At 70.6% G+C, this 16342-nt stretch carries 17 protein-coding genes and 1 pseudogene; 6 read left to right on the forward strand and 12 right to left on the reverse strand.

Annotated features, from left to right (window positions below; translation table 11 throughout):
- The 6 genes and pseudogenes from AB0C99_RS30070 to AB0C99_RS30095 all read right to left on the reverse strand — a co-directional run.
- A pseudogene (locus tag AB0C99_RS30070) lies at positions 1–498 on the reverse strand (type VI secretion protein); the annotation flags it as partial.
- 3 nt (positions 499–501) lie between these two features.
- A complete protein-coding gene (locus AB0C99_RS30075) occupies positions 502–1890 on the reverse strand; it encodes an ATP-binding protein (protein ID WP_362481669.1) in 1389 nt (462 codons plus the stop codon).
- A 20-nt stretch (positions 1891–1910) separates the two neighbouring features.
- Positions 1911–3464 carry an SCO6880 family protein gene (locus tag AB0C99_RS30080; protein WP_362481671.1) on the reverse strand — a complete coding sequence of 518 codons (1554 nt, stop codon included), beginning with the start codon at positions 3462–3464 and terminating at the stop codon, positions 1911–1913.
- Positions 3461–4810, reverse strand: coding sequence for a hypothetical protein (locus AB0C99_RS30085; protein ID WP_362481674.1), 1350 nt, complete (start codon positions 4808–4810; stop codon positions 3461–3463). The genes AB0C99_RS30080 and AB0C99_RS30085 overlap by 4 nt, the downstream gene beginning before the upstream one ends.
- Positions 4800–5597, reverse strand: a complete 798-nt coding sequence (locus AB0C99_RS30090) for a hypothetical protein (RefSeq protein WP_362481677.1) — start codon at positions 5595–5597, stop codon at positions 4800–4802. Before AB0C99_RS30090 ends, AB0C99_RS30085 begins: the two co-directional genes overlap by 11 nt.
- A gap of 118 nt (positions 5598–5715) precedes the next feature.
- On the reverse strand, positions 5716–6024 hold the full coding sequence (locus tag AB0C99_RS30095; protein ID WP_046908545.1) for a hypothetical protein: 309 nt from the start codon (positions 6022–6024) through the stop codon (positions 5716–5718).
- 340 nt (positions 6025–6364) lie between these two features.
- Between AB0C99_RS30095 and AB0C99_RS30100 the strand changes: the two genes are divergently transcribed.
- The gene (locus AB0C99_RS30100; RefSeq protein WP_362481680.1) at positions 6365–7396 is read left to right on the forward strand and encodes a bifunctional lytic transglycosylase/C40 family peptidase; all 1032 of its coding nucleotides are present in this window, start codon (positions 6365–6367) and stop codon (positions 7394–7396) included.
- A 210-nt stretch (positions 7397–7606) separates the two neighbouring features.
- Complete coding sequence (locus AB0C99_RS30105) at positions 7607–8317, forward strand: phosphatase PAP2 family protein (RefSeq protein WP_362481683.1); 711 nt, start codon at positions 7607–7609, stop codon at positions 8315–8317.
- 10 nt (positions 8318–8327) lie between these two features.
- On the opposite strand, the gene AB0C99_RS30110 is transcribed toward AB0C99_RS30105, so the two are convergent.
- On the reverse strand, positions 8328–8507 hold the full coding sequence (locus tag AB0C99_RS30110; RefSeq protein WP_362481685.1) for a hypothetical protein: 180 nt from the start codon (positions 8505–8507) through the stop codon (positions 8328–8330).
- A gap of 86 nt (positions 8508–8593) precedes the next feature.
- Here AB0C99_RS30110 and AB0C99_RS30115 point away from each other — a divergent pair, with 86 nt between their 5' ends.
- Together AB0C99_RS30115 and AB0C99_RS30120 are read left to right on the forward strand one after the other, a co-directional pair.
- Entirely contained in the window at positions 8594–9412 is an 819-nt protein-coding gene (locus tag AB0C99_RS30115) for a hypothetical protein (protein ID WP_362481688.1), read from the forward strand.
- Positions 9413–9536: 124 nt separating this feature from the next.
- The gene (locus tag AB0C99_RS30120) at positions 9537–9710 is read left to right on the forward strand and encodes a hypothetical protein (protein WP_362481690.1); all 174 of its coding nucleotides are present in this window, start codon (positions 9537–9539) and stop codon (positions 9708–9710) included.
- A 47-nt stretch (positions 9711–9757) separates the two neighbouring features.
- On the opposite strand, the gene AB0C99_RS30125 is transcribed toward AB0C99_RS30120, so the two are convergent.
- Positions 9758–10126 (reverse strand): metal-sensitive transcriptional regulator, encoded by a 369-nt coding sequence (locus AB0C99_RS30125; protein WP_362481693.1) that lies wholly within the window; start codon positions 10124–10126, stop codon positions 9758–9760.
- A 193-nt stretch (positions 10127–10319) separates the two neighbouring features.
- Here AB0C99_RS30125 and AB0C99_RS30130 point away from each other — a divergent pair, with 193 nt between their 5' ends.
- Positions 10320–10940, forward strand: coding sequence for a DUF47 family protein (locus AB0C99_RS30130; RefSeq protein ID WP_046908551.1), 621 nt, complete (start codon positions 10320–10322; stop codon positions 10938–10940).
- A gap of 5 nt (positions 10941–10945) precedes the next feature.
- Positions 10946–11944 (forward strand): inorganic phosphate transporter, encoded by a 999-nt coding sequence (locus AB0C99_RS30135; protein WP_362481696.1) that lies wholly within the window; start codon positions 10946–10948, stop codon positions 11942–11944.
- 122 nt (positions 11945–12066) lie between these two features.
- On the opposite strand, the gene pstB is transcribed toward AB0C99_RS30135, so the two are convergent.
- The 4 genes from pstB to pstS all read right to left on the reverse strand — a co-directional run bounded on the left by pstB (position 12067) and on the right by pstS (position 16171).
- A complete protein-coding gene (gene pstB / locus AB0C99_RS30140; RefSeq protein ID WP_362481699.1) occupies positions 12067–12843 on the reverse strand; it encodes a phosphate ABC transporter ATP-binding protein PstB in 777 nt (258 codons plus the stop codon).
- 26 nt (positions 12844–12869) lie between these two features.
- Entirely contained in the window at positions 12870–13943 is a 1074-nt protein-coding gene (gene pstA, locus AB0C99_RS30145) for a phosphate ABC transporter permease PstA (protein ID WP_362481701.1), read from the reverse strand.
- Complete coding sequence (gene pstC / locus AB0C99_RS30150) at positions 13940–14923, reverse strand: phosphate ABC transporter permease subunit PstC (RefSeq protein WP_362481704.1); 984 nt, start codon at positions 14921–14923, stop codon at positions 13940–13942. Before pstC ends, pstA begins: the two co-directional genes overlap by 4 nt.
- Positions 14924–15037: 114 nt before the next feature.
- Entirely contained in the window at positions 15038–16171 is a 1134-nt protein-coding gene (gene pstS, locus AB0C99_RS30155; protein WP_362481707.1) for a phosphate ABC transporter substrate-binding protein PstS, read from the reverse strand.
- Positions 16172–16342 lie beyond the last annotated feature (171 nt).

Here is a 16342-nt window from a genome sequence, read left to right on the forward strand (position 1 = left end):
GGTCGAGGACGCTGCGCCGGACGTTGTACGCGTACGGCAGCTCCGGCCCGCCCGGCGCGGCCTTCGGCGTGATCCAGCCCCAACGCCGGCCCCCTGCTCGCCGTCGCCGGGTGCGGCGGGCTTCTCGTACAGGCCCGCCCTGCGGTTCGTCCGTACCGCCTTCCAGCGGGCCAGGGTGCCCAGGGCGAAGACGGTGAGGACGGCCAGGATCATGGCCTCGCCGATGGCGATGCCCCAGAAGAGGCCGTAGCCGGGGAGCATGCCGGGTGGTGTCTGCGGCCAGGCCGCGGCCAGGTCCGTGGGTGCCGTCATGAGGCTGCGGAGGGCCTCGGGGGTGTGGCTGAAGGCGATGCCCTCGGGCCAGGCTCCGTGGGCGAGCAGGGCGGCCAGGCCCGTCGCCGTCCAGAGGAGGACGGTCAGGCTGAGGAGGAGGGCCAGGAGGCCCACCACCAGGCCGTCGGGGATGCCGCCGGCGGCCTGGTGTCGTTCTCGCTGCATCTCTTACGCCACCGTCGAATGCGGGTCGTTGAGCTGCTGCTCGATGAGGATCGCGCGCTGCTCCGTCTCCCATTCGAGTTCCGGGTCGCTGGACGACTCGGTCATCGCGCGGTCCGTGTAGACCAGGGGGCGTTCTCGTTCGGTGATGAGGTGTTTCACGACCTGGACGTTGCCGTTGACGTCCCAGACCGCGATGCCGGGGGTGAGGGTCGGGATGATCTCCACCGCCCAGCGGGGGAGGCCCAGGACGCGGCCCGTGTTGCGGGCCTCGTCGGCTTTCTGGGCGTAGATGGTGCGGGTCGAGGCCATTTTGAGGATGGCTGCCGCTTCTTTCGCCGCTGCTCCGTCGACCACGTCGGAGAGGTGGTGGACCACTGCCACGAAGGACAGGCCGAGGCGGCGGCCGAACTTCAGGAGGCGCTGGAACAGCTGGGCCACGAAGGGGCTGTTGATGATGTGCCATGCCTCCTCGACGAGGAAGATGCGCTTCTTCCGGTCGGGGCGGATCCAGGTGTGTTCCAGCCAGACGCCGACGATTGCCATGAGGATCGGCATGGCGATGCTGTTGCGGTCGATGTGGGACAGGTCGAAGACGATGAGGGGGGCGTCCAGGTCGATGCCGACCGTGGTGGGGCCGTCGAACATGCCGCGCAGGTCGCCGTCGACCAGGCGGTCGAGGACGAGGGCGACGTCCAGGCCCCAGGCCCGTACATCGTCTATGTCGACGTTCATCGCCTCGGCGGACTCCGCCTCGGGGTGGCGCAGTTGTTCGACGATGTCGGTGAGGATCGGCTGGCGGTCGGTGACGTGCTCGTTGACGTAGGCGTGGGCGACCTTGAGCGCGAAGCCGCTGCGCTCGTCCAGGCCGTGGCCCATCGCCACCTCGATGATCGTGCGGAGCAAGGCCAGCTGGCCTGTTGTCGTGATCGAGGGGTCCAGGGGGTTGAGGCGGATGCCGTCGTCGTTGGCGACCATCGGGTCCAGGCGGATGGGGGTTATTCCCAGCTCCTGGGCGATGAGGTTCCATTCGCCGACGCCGTCCTCGCCCTGGGCGTCCAGGACCACGACCTGGCGGTCGCGGAAGCGGAGCTGGCGCAGGACGTAGGTCTTCTCCAGCGCCGACTTGCCGTTTCCGGACTCGCCGAGGACCAGCCAGTGGGGGGCCGGGAGCTGCTGGCCGTACAGCTGGAAGGGGTCGTAGATGTACCCCTTGCCGCTGTAGACCTCGCGGCCGATGATCACGCCGGAGTCGCCGAGGCCGGGGGCCGCGGTCGGCAGGTAGACGGCCTGGGCCTGGCCCGTGGAGGTGCGCACGGGCAGGCGGGTCGACTCGACCTTGCCGAACAGGAAGGAGGTGAAGGCTTCGGTGAGGACGGACAGCGGATCTCGCATCGGTCTGTGCCCCTTCGGCCCTAGCGGCGGATGCCGGTCGCGAACGGCAAGGTGTTCACAAAGGCCCGGTGGTGCTCGCGGTCGCACCACTCCAGCTTCAGGTACGACTTGCCGGCGGAGGCCCTGATCGTGCGCTTGTCCCGGGCCAGGGCCTCGGGGGAGCGCGACGATACGGTGATGTACCCGACGAGGTTGACTCCCGCGGCGCCGCTGGCGAGATCTTCACCCCGCTGGTCGAGCCGGCCGTGGGCGGCGATGTCGCGGGGGTCGACGGTGCGGTTCATCTTGGCCTGCCGGGACGCCTCGGCCTCGTCGTTGGTCTTCTCCGTGAGCATCCGCTCGATGGCGACCTCGGTGGGCTCCAGGTCCATGGTGACGGCGACCGTGCGGATGACGTCGGGGGTGTGGACGAGGAGCGGGGCGAGGAAGTTGACGCCGACGGGGGTCATCGGCCACTCCTTGACCCAGGCGGTGGCGTGGCACCAGGGGGCGCGGGTGGCGGACTCGCGGGTCTTGGCCTGGAGGTAGGTGGCCTCCATGGCGTCCAGCTCGGCCGGCCAGGCGTTTCTCTTGGACATGGCCTGGATGTGGTCGATCGGGTGGTCCGGGTCGTACATGGAGTGCACGAGGGACGCGAGGCGGGACTGGCCGAGGGGCTGGCGGACGCGGATGTCGGCCTCGGCGAGGCGGGCGCAGATGTCGGTGAGCTCGCGGGCCATGACGACGGCGAGGCCGGCGTCCCGGTCGAGCTTGCGGGCGCCGGAGGCGTGCCGGGCGGCGCGGGCCATGGCGTTGGCCTCGGCGGCGAGTTCGCGGGTGTAGTGCATGCAGGCCACGAGGTAGGCGCGGTGCTGCTCGCTGGAGGTGGAGACCATCGACTGGAGCTGCTCGTACGACTCCTGGAGCCAGCCGGGGGCGTGGTGGTCGCCGCGCTGGGCGACGTCCTTGGCGTGGGCGTCGGGGTCGGCGGGGAGGGTGCGGGCGAGCATCTGGAGGCGGGTGACGAAGCCGTCCCCGTTGGCGACGTGCTTGAGCAGGGTGCCGAAGCGGTCGACGAGGGCTTCCTGGTCCTCGGAGTCGCGCAGGCCGACGCCGGGGCCCTCGATCTCGATGGCGGCGGTGACGGTGCGCCGGTCGGCGTGGAGCAGGACGGCGATCTCGTCGGGGCCGAAGGGGGCGGCGAGCCAGCCGACGCGGCCGATGCCCGGGGGCGGGCCGACCTCGACCTCGCGGCCGTCGAGGCGGGTGCCGGCCTCGATGGTGGCGGAGCGGTAGGCGGTGCCGCGCTTGAGCATCCGCTTGTAGCTGCGGTTGATCTCGAACCACTTGTAGAACGTGCGGTGCTTGTACGGGACGTAGACCGCGGCGAGCGCGAGCATCGGGAAGCCGGTGAGCAGCGCGATGCGCAGGGACAGGACGGGGACGATCAGCCCGCTCATCATGCCGAGGAAGGCACCGGCGATGATCAGCGCGATCTCGCCGGTCTCGCGGTTCTTGCCGACGATCGCGTTCGGCCGGGCGCGGCCGATCAGATACGTGCGGCGGGGCGCGACCGGCTGGGACTGGGTCGTCAACGCCCTCCACCTCCTGAGTTCTTGCTGTTGCTGCTACGGCTGGTGTGCGGAGTGCCCGCGGTGGGGCTGCCGCTGCGGGGCGGGGGCGGCGGCGTGGCGCCGGAGCCGCCGGTGCCGCGGCTGCTGTGGGCGGCGACGCCGCCGGCGAGCGGGTTGGCGGGGCGGGGGGCGCCGCCGCCGCTGCCGGAGGAGCCGCCGTCGCCCCGGGTGCTGTGGGTCTTGATGCCCTGGGAGACGAGGGAGGCGGGGGAGGAGATCACGGCGGCGGCGGTGTTCTCGCCGGCGCGGTGGAGGCGGTTGTCGCGGGAGGCGACGATCTCGTCGCCGAAGCCGGGCACGAAGCGGTAGATCATGGCGGAGGCGAAGATCGCCAGCAGGATGATCGCGAGGCCGGAGACGACGGCGGAGAAGGCGTCCGGGCCGGTGCCGGAGGAGAGCGCGCCGGCGAGTCCGAGCACGATGACGATGACCGGTTTGACCAGGATCACCGCGATCATGATGCCGGCCCAGCGGCGGACGTGGCCCCACATGTTCTTGTCGACGAGCCCGGCGTAGACGACGACGCCGAGGAGGGCGCCGACGTAGAGCAGGACGGCGCGCAGGACGAGTTCGAGGTAGAGCACGCCGGCGGCGAGGACGGTCACCAGGGAGACGATGATCAGCATGATCGGGCCGCCGCCGATGCTGTCGCCCTTCTCCAGGGCCTGCTTGAAGCTGCCGAAGAAGACGTCGGTCTGCTGGCCGGTGCCGGAGGCGATGACCTCGGTGACGGCGTCGGTGGCGTTGACGACGGTGTAGAGGATCAGCGGGGTGAACGCGGAGGCCAGGACGGTCAGCCAGAGGAAGCCGATGGCCTCGGAGATCGCGGTGGTCAGCGGCACGCCGCGGATGGCGCGCTTGGCGACGGCGAGCAGCCACAGGAGGAGGGTGAGGAAGGTGGCGGCGGCGAAGACGATGGCGTAGCGGCCGAGGAACTGGGTGTTGGTGAAGTCGACCTGGGCGGTTTCCTTCACGGCGGTGGAGAGGGTGTCGACTACCCAGGCGGCGGCCTTGGCGCAGCCGTTGGCGAGGGAGGCCAGCGGGTCGGGATTGCTGGTGGGGTCGGTGATCCGGGGCGCGCCGCCGCCCGCGCGCTGTCCGTTCTCGCAGTACTCCCGCGCCTGTCCCACGATCAGCGCGCACGGGTTGTTCGACGCCCCCGGCGACGGGGTCGAGCCGGGGGCCGTGGGGGTGGGGGTCGGGGTCGGGGCCGCGTACGCCCGGGAGGCGAGGAGGACGAGGGCGGCGGGGACGGTGGCGGCGCCCGCGGCGAGCGTGCGCAGCGGGGAGCGTCGGCTAGCGGGCATAGGTGAAGCCTCCGTAACCCTCGACGGCCTTGGCGATGTCGTCCGCGAGCGAGGCGCGGTTGTCGCCGTTGACGGGTGTGGGGCCCTCGATCTGGTCCGAGCCGGTGATCTTCCAGTCGTCGCCGGTCCAGCGGAGCTTCTCGGTGAGGGTGAACCACGTCGATGTGACCGGCTTGGTGGAGCCCTCGCCGGCGAGTCCGACGAGTCCCGTGGACCAGACCTCCACGGTGGCGGTCTCGCCGGTGAAGTCCTTGATCTTCGTGCCGACCGGGATGGTGCGGGAGACGAAGGTGAGTCCGGTGGGGGCGGTGCCGTTGGCGTCGAGGCCGATGGTGGCCAGGAACGCGGTGGAGTAGGAGGTGTCGAGGTTCTTCACCAGCGCGTCGGCGACCGAGGGGTCGTGGGTGGCGCGGATGATGCTCTCGCGGGGGCCGCGCTGGAACATGTCCACCGAGCCGAGGGCGACGGCGTAGTTGGCCGCGGCGCTCTGGGCGCCCTGTTCGTCGCGCGCGAAGCCGGCCGGGATGTCGCCGCTGCGGCCGGTGACCGGGCGGGTGCCGGTGGCCGCGGTGGCGGCGCCCCCGCGCGCGGGCGTGTCGGCGGAGCCCGACTTGGCGTCGGAGGGGGTGCCGCCGCCGCGGTTGGCGAGCGCGATGGCGGCGATGAGCAGCACCACGACGCCGACGACCGCGATGAGGGAGCGGGAGCTGCGGGCGGGCGGACGGGGGGCGCCGGTCTCGGGGAGCCGGGTGCGGGTCTGGCCGTCGTGTTCGTCGCCGAGGCTCATGCCGGGTACGCCCCTTCGGCCGTGCGCGGGTACGGCGACGGGGGCCGTACGGTGTGCCGCGCGGGCGCGGCGTGGTGACTGGACATCAGGGAACGCGACCTCGGTGGTGAGAAACGGGTTAGACGGCCATCCCGTACACGATGGTGAAGAGCGTCCCCAGTGAGCCGATGATGAAGACGCCGGTCAGTCCGGCGACGATCAGGCCCTTGCCCTGTTCGGCGCTGAAGGTGTCGCGCAGCGCGGTCGCACCGATCCGCTGCTTGGCGGCTCCCCAGATGGCGATGCCGAGGCAGAGCAGGATGGCCACGGCCATCACGACCTCGATCATCACCTTGGCCTCGGCGCCCAGGCTCCCGAAAGGCCCCCAGTTCGGGGCGATTCCACCGATGATGGTGGTGATGTCGCCCTTCTCGGCCGCCAGGTACATGTAACTCACCGCCCCTGTTGGGTAGTTCGTCGGCCCCTGCCGGACGGCATGGGTCGTCGACCTATCTTCGCTGATGAAACCGCTCGCGTGTGACGGCTTGGCGGCTCTCTTTACCCGATCACCGCACACGTGACCGATCCGACCGTCTTGACCTGCGACGGTGCGGCCGGTTTGGATGCGAAGACGCGTATGGTCACTCTGTGTATCACGGAGGGTGACTCCGGGCAATGATTGTCGTTGTGGCACCTTTGGGGCGGCGCCGGAGTCGTCAGGGGGGACGAGCGGGAGCGTCGCGCCTAGACTGGCGCGTCGGGGCGTACTGCCAGGAGCCGAGGGGTGGTTGACGGTGCGTAAGGCGCGCGGGGCATGGCTGGTGGCCGGTGGGGTGTTCGGTGTCTGCCTCAGCTTCGTCGCCCTGATCGTCGTCGGTACGTACTCGGCGGCGGCCGGGCTCATCGGCGGTGCCGGCGCCGGGCGGAACGGGACCGTCGCGCTGGCGAAGGGGGCCGTGCCCGCCGCGTACCAGGGGCTGGTGCAGAAGTGGGGCAACCTCTGCCCGGCCATCAACCCCGCGCTGCTCGCCGCGCAGCTCTACCAGGAGAGCGGCTGGAACCCGACGGTCGTGTCCCCGGCGAACGCCCGGGGCATCGCGCAGTTCATCCCGGGCACCTGGGCCGGGCACGGCATCGACGGGGACGGGGACGGCGACCGGGACGTGTGGGACCCGGCGGACGCGATCCCCTCGGCCGCCTCGTACGACTGCGAGCTCGCCGGGTACGTGAAGGACGTGCCGGGCGACCCGACCAACAACATGCTGGCCGCGTACAACGCGGGCGCCTACCGGGTCATCAGGTCCGGCGGGGTGCCCCGGATCAGCGAGACGCAGAACTACGTGCGGATCATCCGCTCGCTGGAGAAGAGCTTCGCCCGCCCGGTGGGCCGGGTCGACCCCTCGCGGCAGGCGGCCGGGGCGATCGACTACGCGCAGCGCAAGCTCGGCACCCCGTATCTGTGGGGCGGCACGGGCACGGCGGCGCAGAATGGCCGGTTCGACTGTTCCGGACTGACCCAGGCGGCGTATCTGGAGGTCGGGATCGAGCTGCCCCGGGTGGCCAACGACCAGTACAACGCGGGGCCGCACCCGAGCCGCGACGAGCTGCTCCCCGGGGACCTGGTCTTCTTCTCCGACGACCTCACCAACTCGCGCGCCATCAGGCACGTCGGCATCTACGTGGGCGGCGGCTACATGATCGACGCCCCGCGCACCGGGGCGGTGATCCGCTTCGACCGGATCGACACCCCGGACTACTTCGGCGCGACCCGGGTGACGGCGGACGGGGCGGCGGCGCTGCCCAAGGGGCTGCCGCAGTAGCTGCCGCGGCGGCGGGCCGCGCGGCGGGGGCTGGCCGGAAGTCATCGTCCGGCGGCGGCCCCGTGACACGACGGCCCGTCACCTTTCGATAACGTCCTCGTGATCTTGGGCGGAGAGCGGAACGCTGCCTTCGGGTGGATCGTTCACCGATCCGACCACTCCGACCGCGGGGGTTGGACACCACCCACACACAGCAAGGGGCCGCAGCAGATGGCTGGACTCGCATCGGACGGCTCGAACCCCGATGTCGGCCTGCTCTACGACATCAACGGGCTGGCGAAGGCCGCCCCGCCGTGGTTCGACCGCGTCATGGGCTTCGTGGGCGAGTACGGCATCATGCTCGGCCTCGTCCTCCTCGGGCTCGGCTGCTGGTGGAGCCTGCGCCGCCGCGGCACCCTCGCCGACTCGGTCGCCGGGCTCGCCGCGCTGATCTGGGCCCCGCTCGCGGCCGCCGTCGCGCTGCTGGTCAACATCCCGATCCGCGGCTTCGTCGAGCGGCCCCGGCCGTTCAACGACCACCAGGGCCTGGAGGTCCTGGTCCAGGGCAAGACCGACTTCTCCTTCGTCAGCGACCACGCCACCATGGCGATGGCCATCGCCGTCGGGATCTTCGTGGCGCACCGCCGCTTCGGCCTGTTCGCCATCGGGCTCGCGCTCGTCGAGGGCTTCTGCCGCGTCTACATGGGCGTGCACTACCCGACCGACGTCATCGGCGGCCTCGCGCTCGGCACCGCCGTCGCGCTGCTCCTCGCGCCGCCCGCGCTGGCCCTGCTCACCCCGGTCGTCTCCGCCGTCGCCCGCTCCCCGCGCGGGGCGCCGCTGGTGCGCGCGCGGGGCGCCGACGAGCGTCCGGCGCCGGCCGGGACGGTGGGAATGCCCGAGACCCGGACGGCCTCGGGGGAGCGGGACCTCGCCGCCTAGGAACCCGCTCCTAGGGGTGCCCGGCCGGTTCCGGTGTCAGGCGCTGGGATCCGGCCGAGGCCAAGTGGTCCGCGGCGTCCGTGCGGGCCCGTTCGCGGGATCTGCGGGCCGGCCCGATCCAGCCGCAGCTGCACCGGGCGATGGCGAAGGAACCGCGCTCCGTGGTCTCCGTCTGATGCACGCCCTCCACGGTACTGCGCGTGACGGGCCGCTCCGACCGTCGTTATCCGGACGGGTGGGACCCGGACACGGTACGGCGTTGGGGGTTGGCAGGCGATGCTGGTGCGGAACGGACGCTCGGGCGGGGCGTGGGCCGTCGCCGCCGCGCTCATGGGGACGGTGACCGTCGGCGGCTGCTCGGGCCCCGGAGACGACGCCGAGCCGGGCGGCGACCCGGCGCAGACGGTACGGGGCGCGGCCGAGGCGCTCGCGCGGGCCGGCTCGTCCAAGGCCAGCACCTCGATGGAGATGGCCTCCGGCGGGACCCGGGTGACGATCCGCGGCGAGGGCGGCTACGACTTCCGCCGCCGCACCGGCAGCCTCCAGGTGATCCTGCCGAAGGACGCGGCGGGCGAGAGCGAGCACCGGCCGATCACGGAGCTGCTGGCGCCCGGCGCGCTGTACATGAAGAACCGGGGCGCCGGGGTCCCCGCCGACAAGTGGGTGCGGGTGGACACCACCACCCTCGACGACGGCAATCTGGTCACCGGCGGGGCCACCGACCCGGCCGCCGCCGCCGAGCTGCTGCGCGGCGCGCGGTCGGTGGTGTACGTGGGCGAGGTGGACCTCGCGGGGGTGAAGGTGCGGCACTACCGGGGCGTCGCCGACATCGGGGAGGCCGCCCGGCGCGCCTCGCCGCAGGTGCGCGGGGCGCTCGCGGCGGCGGCGAAAGGGTTCACCACGGACACCGTGCCCTTCGACGCGTATCTGGACGCGGAGGGGCTGCTGCGCAAGGTCCGGCACCAGTTCAGCTTCAGCAACCAGGGGCGCACGGTCGCCGTGGCGTCGACGACGCTGCTGTACGGGTTCGGGGCGCGGGTGACGGTCACGCTGCCGGACCACCGGGACATCTACGCCGGGAAGGTCAAGGTCTGAGCGGGGCGCCGACCGGCGCGCGGACCGGCGTGGCCATGGCCAAATGGCCCGGACGTGTCATGTGCGTTCCGTAGGTCGCTCCCTACGCTGGGATACCGACTCCGGCAGGAAGAGGTGAAAGCGCATGGCTCCGCCGCCCGCCACCGCGACCGCGCTCAGCGACCCCGAGTGCATCGCCCTGGCCGAGATCGAACTGTGCGGTGAGCTGATCATCGCGGCTTCGGCCGCCGCCGAGGAGCGGCTGAGCGCCGACCGTATCGACGAGGTCCTGCGGGTCGGCGCCCGGCGCGCCGGCTAGGCCCCGCCGGGCCCCGCCCGGGCCCCGGCGGGGGCCCGCGCGGGGGCTCAGGTGCGCAGCATGCGGGCGATGGCCTTGGTGGCCTCCTCGACCTTGGCGTCGATGTCTCCGCCGCTGGTCGCCGCGTCCGCGACGCAGTGCCGCAGGTGCTCCTCCAGGAGCTGGAGCGCGAAGGACTGCAGGGCCTTCGTGGACGCCGAGACCTGGGTGAGGATGTCGATGCAGTACACGTCCTCGTCGACCATGCGCTGCAGTCCCCGGATCTGGCCCTCGATGCGGCGCAGCCGCTTGAGGTGCTCGTCCTTCTGCTTGTGGTAGCCGTGCACACCGTGGTCGTGGTCCGTGCCGCCGGCGGCGGCGACCGCCGGGTCGGCCGTGACCTCGGGGGTGAGCTGCTCCGCCTCGGTGGTCGTCATCGCGTCCTCCCGTTGTCCAGAAAGGGGGGGTATACCCCTCGTGGGTATATGGTACCGATCCCCGCGGAAACGGTGCGGGCCCCGTGCAGATCACTGTGCCTGATGGAGGACACTGAAGGGACGCCGGTTAGCCGTGGCCGGATGATGCGCCTAGCATCAGCCTGACCGAAACCCAGCACCCCGAGGACCCCACGTGCGATTTCGTCTGACCCCCAGGGAGACGAGCTTCTATGACATGTTCGCCGCTTCCGCGGACAACATCGTCACGGGCGCCAAGCTCCTGATGGAACTGCTCGGAGCGGACGCGTCCGCCCGGGCCGAGATCGCGGAACGGATGCGGGCAGCGGAGCACGCCGGCGACGACGCGACCCACGCCATCTTCCACCAGCTGAACTCCTCGTTCATCACGCCGTTCGACCGCGAGGACATCTACTCCCTCGCGTCCTCCCTCGACGACATCATGGACTTCATGGAGGAGGCCGTCGACCTGGTCGTCCTCTACAACATCGAGGAACTGCCCAAGGGCGTCGAGCAGCAGATCGAGGTGCTGGCGCGGGCCGCCGAGCTCACCGCCGAGGCCATGCCGAACCTGCGGACCATGGACAACCTCACCGAGTACTGGATCGAGGTCAACCGGCTGGAGAACCAGGCGGACCAGATCCACCGCAAGCTCCTCGCGCACCTCTTCAACGGCAAGTACGACGCCATCGAGGTGCTCAAGCTGAAGCAGGTCGTGGACGTCCTGGAAGAGGCGGCCGACGCCTTCGAGCACGTGGCCAACACGGTGGAGACCATCGCGGTCAAGGAGTCCTGAGCTTCGTGGACACCTTCGCTCTGATCGTGACCATCGGTGTCGCGCTCGGCTTCACGTATACGAACGGCTTCCACGACTCCGCCAACGCCATCGCCACCTCGGTGTCGACCCGGGCGCTGACCCCCCGGGCCGCCCTGGCGATGGCGGCGGTCATGAACCTCGCCGGTGCCTTCATGGGCAGCGGGGTCGCCAAGACGGTCAGCGAGGGCCTGATCGAGACGCCGCACGGCGACAAGGGGATGGGCATCCTCTTCGCGGCGCTGGTCGGCGCGATCATCTGGAACCTCGTCACCTGGTACTTCGGGCTGCCGTCCTCCTCCTCGCACGCCCTGTTCGGCGGCATGGTGGGCGCGGCGCTCGCCGGTGGCACGGAGGTCATCTGGGGCGGGGTGCTCGACAAGGTCGTCATCCCGATGTTCCTGTCGCCGGTGATCGGTCTCATCGCCGGTTACCTGGTGATGTGCGTCATCCTCTGGCTCTTCCGCAAGGCCAACCCGCACAAGGCCAAGCGCGGCTTCCGCATCGCGCAGACCGTCTCGGCGGCCGGCATGGCGCTGGGCCACGGCCTCCAGGACGCGCAGAAGACCATGGGCATCGTGGTGATGGCCCTGGTCATCGCCGACGTGCAGCAGGCGGGCGACGAGATCCCGGTCTGGGTGAAGATCGCCTGTGCCGTGATGCTGTCGCTGGGCACGTACGCGGGCGGCTGGCGGATCATGCGGACCCTCGGCCGCAAGATCATCGAGCTGGACCCGCCGCAGGGCTTCGCGGCGGAGACCACCGGTGCCTCGATCATGTTCGGCTCGGCGTTCCTCTTCCACGCGCCGATCTCCACCACCCATGTGATCACCTCGGCGATCATGGGTGTGGGCGCCACCAAGCGGGTCAACGCGGTGCGCTGGGGCGTGGCCAAGAACATCATCCTCGGCTGGTTCATCACCATGCCGGCGGCGGCGCTGGTCGCCGCGGTGAGCTACTACGCGGTGGCGCTGGTCTTCGGTTAGCACCCCCGGGACACGTAGAAGGGCCCGGCTCCCCTGTGGGGGAGCCGGGCCCTGTTCGTCGTGCGGTGGCACCGCCATGCAGCACCGCAGACGCCACGCGGCCAGGCCGCATGGTCGGTGGGCTATCCGAAGCGGCCGGAGATGTAGTCCTCGGTCGCCTGGACGCTCGGGTTGGAGAAGATGCGCTCGGTGTCGTCCAGCTCGATGAGCTTGCCGGGCTGGCCGACGGCCGCCAGGTTGAAGAAGGCCGTGCGGTCGGAGACGCGGGCGGCCTGCTGCATGTTGTGCGTCACGATGACGATCGTGAAGCGCTCCTTGAGCTCGCCGATCAGGTCCTCGATGGCGAGGGTGGAGATCGGGTCGAGCGCCGAGCAGGGCTCGTCCATCAGCAGGACGTCGGGCTCGACCGCGATGGCGCGGGCGATGCACAGGCGCTGCTGCTGGCCGCCGGAGAGGCCGGAGCCGGGCTTGTTGAGGCGGTCCTTGACCTCGTTCCAGAGGTTGGCGCCCTTGAGGGAGCGCTCGACGATCTCGGCGAGCTCGGACTTCTTGTAGCTGCCGTTGAGGCGCAGGCCCGCCGCCACGTTGTCGAAGATCGACATGGTGGGGAAGGGGTTGGGGCGCTGGAACACCATGCCGACGGTGCGGCGGACCGCGACCGGGTCGACGTTGGCGCCGTACAGGTTCTCGTCGTCCAGCATCACCTTGCCCTCGACGCGGCCGCCGGGGGTGACCTCGTGCATCCGGTTCAGGGTGCGCAGGAAGGTGGACTTGCCGCAGCCGGACGGGCCGATGAAGGCGGTCACGGAGCGGGGCTCGACGGTCATGGAGATGTCGTCGATCGCCTTGTGGCTGCCGTAGTAGGCGGAGAGGCCGCTGACGTCGATTCGCTTGGCCATCTGAATCACTTCCAGTTTCGCCGCGGTCAGCGGCCGGTCTTGGGGGCCTTCCAGCGGGCGATGCCGCGGGCCACCATGTTGAGGATCATGACGAAGGCGATCAGGACGAGCGCGGCGGCCCAGGCGCGGGCCACGGCGGCGTCGGTGCCGACCGCGTACTGCTCGTACACGTAGAGCGGCAGGGAGGACTGGGCGCCTTCGAAGGGGTTCGGGTTGATGAGCTTCGTACCGAACACGAGGAGCAGGACGGGGGCCGTCTCGCCGGTGATGCGGGCGACCGCGAGCATGACGCCCGTGGTGATGCCGCCGATCGCGGTGGGCAGGACCACCTTGAGGATCGTGCGCCACTTGGGGACGCCGAGGGCGAGGGACGCCTCGCGCAGCTCGTTCGGGACGAGCTTCAGCATCTCCTCGGTGGAGCGGACGACGACCGGCATCATCAGGATCGCGAGGGCCATGGCGCCGGCGAACCCGGAGGGCCCGAAGCCCAGCATCAGGTTCCAGGTGGCGAGGATGAACAGGCCCGCGACGATCGACGGGATGCCCGTCATGACGTCGACGAAGAAGGTGACGGCCTGGGCCAGCTTCCCGCCGCCGTACTCGACGAGGTAGACCGCGGTGAGCAGCCCGATGGGCGCGGCGATCAGGGTCGCGATGGCGACCTGCTCGATGGTGCCGAGCAGCGCGTGGTAGAGCCCGCCGCCGGCCTCGGCGTCGAGGACGCCGTTCATCGAGTGGGTGAGGAAGTACGGGTCGAGGACTTCCAGGCCCTTGCTGACGGTGACCCAGCCGAGCGAGAGCAGCGGGACGACGGCGAGGACGAAGCAGACCCAGACGAGGCTGGTCGCGACGCGGTCCTTGGCCTGGCGCGAGCCCTCCACCTTGGTGGTGATCGCGTAGGTGGCGAGGACGAAGAGCAGGGCGGCGATGATGCCCCACTGGATCCTGCTGTGCCAGCCGGCGGCGAGGCCGATGCCGCAGCCCGCGGCGATCGAGCCGACCGCGATGGCGGCGGGGGTCCAGCGGGGGAGGCGCGCGTGGGAGAGGGAGCGGCGCGGTTCGGCCGTGGCCACCGGGCGTTCCTGTATGGCGTGGCTCATGCGTTCGCCCCCGAGTACTCCTTGCGGCGCGCGATGATCATGCGAGCGGCGCCGTTGACCAGCAGGGTGATGACGAAGAGGACGAGGCCCGAGGCGATCAGGGCGTCCCGGCCGAACTCGTTGGCCTCGTTGAACTTCGCGGCGATGTTCTGGGCGAAGGTGCCGCCGCCCGGGTCGAGCAGGTGGCCCGAGAGCACGAAGCTGGGGGAGAGGACGACGGCGACGGCCATCGTCTCGCCGAGGGCGCGGCCGAGGCCGAGCATGGAGGCGGAGATGATGCCGGAGCGGCCGAAGGGCAGCACCGACATGCGGACGACCTCCCAGCGCGTGGCGCCGAGGGCGAGCGCGGCCTCCTCGTGCATCCGCGGGACCTGGAGGAAGACCTCGCGGGTCACGTTGGTGATGATCGGGAGGATCATGATCGCCAGCAGGATGCCGACGGTGAACATGTTGCGGGCGACGCCGTCGCTGGACTTGTCGAAGATGTACGTCCAGCCCAGGTACTGGTCGAGCCACTTGTTGAGGCCGTCCAGGTACGGGACGAGGAAGATCGCGCCCCACAGGCCGTAGATGATGCTGGGGACGGCGGCGAGCAGGTCGACCACGTACGCGAGCGGCTTGGCCAGCTTGCGCGGGGCGTAGTGCGAGATGAAGAGCGCGATGCCGATCGCGACGGGCACGGCGATCGCCATGGCGATCACCGAGGACACGACCGTGCCGAAGGCGAGGACCGCGATGCCGAAGACCGGCGGGTTCGCGGCGGGGTTCCACTCGAAGGTCGTGAAGAAGTTGGTGCTGTCCTGCGAGATCGCGAGGACGGCGCGGTACGTGAGGAAGACCGCGATCGCGGCCATGATCACGAGGAGGGTGATGCCGGAGCCGCGGGAGAGTCCGCTGAAGACGCGGTCCCCGGCGCGGCCCACGCTCGTGGCGCGGCGGCTGCTCCGTATGTCAGGTGTGTCGGGTGATGTCGTAGCCATCTGCTTCTCCGGTCTGCGGGGCCGGTACGGGGGGCGTACGGGCTCCTGGCGGCGGTGCACCGGATGCCGGGCCGGCCCCTCCACGGGAGGTGAGGGGCCGGCCCGGCCGGGGGGTCAGGACAGGGTGGGGACGATCTCGCGGACCTTGGCCGCGATCTCGGCCGGGAGCGGGGCGTAGCCGGCGTCGGAGAGGATCTTCTGGCCCTCCTCGCTGACGGTGTAGTTGAGGAACGCCTTCAGGGTCGGCAGGGTGTCCGCCTTGTTGCCCTTGTCGCAGGCGATCTCGTACGTCACCAGGGTGAGCGGGTAGGCGCCCTCGGCCTTGGTGGTGTAGTCGAGGGAGAGGGCCAGGTCGCTGCCGGTGCCCTTGATCTTGGCGGCGGCGATGGCCTTGGAGGCGTTCTCCGCGGTGGCGGCGACCGGGGCGGCGGCACCGGTGTTCAGGCTGACCGTGGAGATCTTGTTGGCGGTCGCGTAGGAGAGCTCGAAGTAGCCGATGGAGCCCTCGGCGTCCTTGACCGCGGTGGCGACGCCGGAGGAGCCGTTGGCGGCCTGGCCGTCCGGGGCGGGCCACGACTTCGACTTCGGGTCGTACTTCCAGTCGGCCGGGGCGGTGGCCGAGAGGTACTTGCCCAGGTTCTGGGTGGTGCCGGACTCGTCCGAGCGGTGGAACGCCTGGATGGTGGAGCCGGGGAGCTTGGCGCCCGGGTTCAGCTTGGCGATCGCCGGGTCGTTCCACTTGGTGATCTTGACGTCGAAGATCTTGGCCAGGGTGGGGGCGTCCAGGACCAGGTTGTCCACGCCGTCCAGCTTGTAGCCGATGGCGATGGGGCCGCCGACCATCGGCAGGTTGACGCCCTTGCCGCCCTTGCAGATCTTCTGGGACTCGGCGACCTCTTCGTCCTTGAGGGCGGAGTCGGAGCCGGCGAAGGCGACCTGGCCCTGGTTGAACTTGGTGATGCCACCGCCGGAGCCGATGCCCTGGTAGTTGACCTCGACACCGGCGCAGGCGGCCTGGAAGTTCTTGACCCACAGGTCCATCGCGTTCTTCTGCGCGCTGGAGCCGGCGGCGAGGAGCTGGCCCTTGGCGCCGTCGCACTTGACGTTCGACGCGGCGGCGGAGGTCTTGCCGCCGTCCTTGGTGGGCTCGGTGTTGTTGTCCGAACCACACGCCGAGAGAACGAGCGCGCCGGAGACGACGAGGGCACCGATCGCGGAGGCGCGAAGCCCGTTTCGCGAAAGCTTCACTTTCGGGTGTTCCTTCCAGGAGCCGCCTGGGGTGGACCTTGCTGTCCTGAACGTTCTACGGCGGCGTGTGTCGGGGTGGTGGGCGCCCGGGCTGTGCCGTGCACCTTGTACAGCCGAAATTAGGCAGAACAGGTGACGTGGTCGGCGGGGGAGAGTGAACGGGAAGTGAAC

It is taken from the genome of Streptomyces sp. NPDC048659, from assembly GCF_040650575.1.
GTDB lineage: Bacteria > Actinomycetota > Actinomycetes > Streptomycetales > Streptomycetaceae > Streptomyces.

Coding starts and splice junctions, on each gene's coding strand:
- AB0C99_RS30075 (WP_362481669.1), bottom strand. CDS start 1,890: ATGCGAGATCCGCTGTCCGTCCTCACCGAAGCCTTCACCTCCTTCCTG.
- AB0C99_RS30105 (WP_362481683.1), top strand. CDS start 7,607: ATGGCTGGACTCGCATCGGACGGCTCGAACCCCGATGTCGGCCTGCTC.
- AB0C99_RS30095 (WP_046908545.1), bottom strand. CDS start 6,024: ATGTACCTGGCGGCCGAGAAGGGCGACATCACCACCATCATCGGTGGA.
- pstC (WP_362481704.1), bottom strand. CDS start 14,923: ATGGCTACGACATCACCCGACACACCTGACATACGGAGCAGCCGCCGC.
- pstB (WP_362481699.1), bottom strand. CDS start 12,843: ATGGCCAAGCGAATCGACGTCAGCGGCCTCTCCGCCTACTACGGCAGC.
- AB0C99_RS30085 (WP_362481674.1), bottom strand. CDS start 4,810: ATGCCCGCTAGCCGACGCTCCCCGCTGCGCACGCTCGCCGCGGGCGCC.
- AB0C99_RS30090 (WP_362481677.1), bottom strand. CDS start 5,597: ATGAGCCTCGGCGACGAACACGACGGCCAGACCCGCACCCGGCTCCCC.
- pstA (WP_362481701.1), bottom strand. CDS start 13,943: ATGAGCCACGCCATACAGGAACGCCCGGTGGCCACGGCCGAACCGCGC.
- AB0C99_RS30120 (WP_362481690.1), top strand. CDS start 9,537: ATGGCTCCGCCGCCCGCCACCGCGACCGCGCTCAGCGACCCCGAGTGC.
- AB0C99_RS30115 (WP_362481688.1), top strand. CDS start 8,594: ATGCTGGTGCGGAACGGACGCTCGGGCGGGGCGTGGGCCGTCGCCGCC.
- AB0C99_RS30125 (WP_362481693.1), bottom strand. CDS start 10,126: ATGACGACCACCGAGGCGGAGCAGCTCACCCCCGAGGTCACGGCCGAC.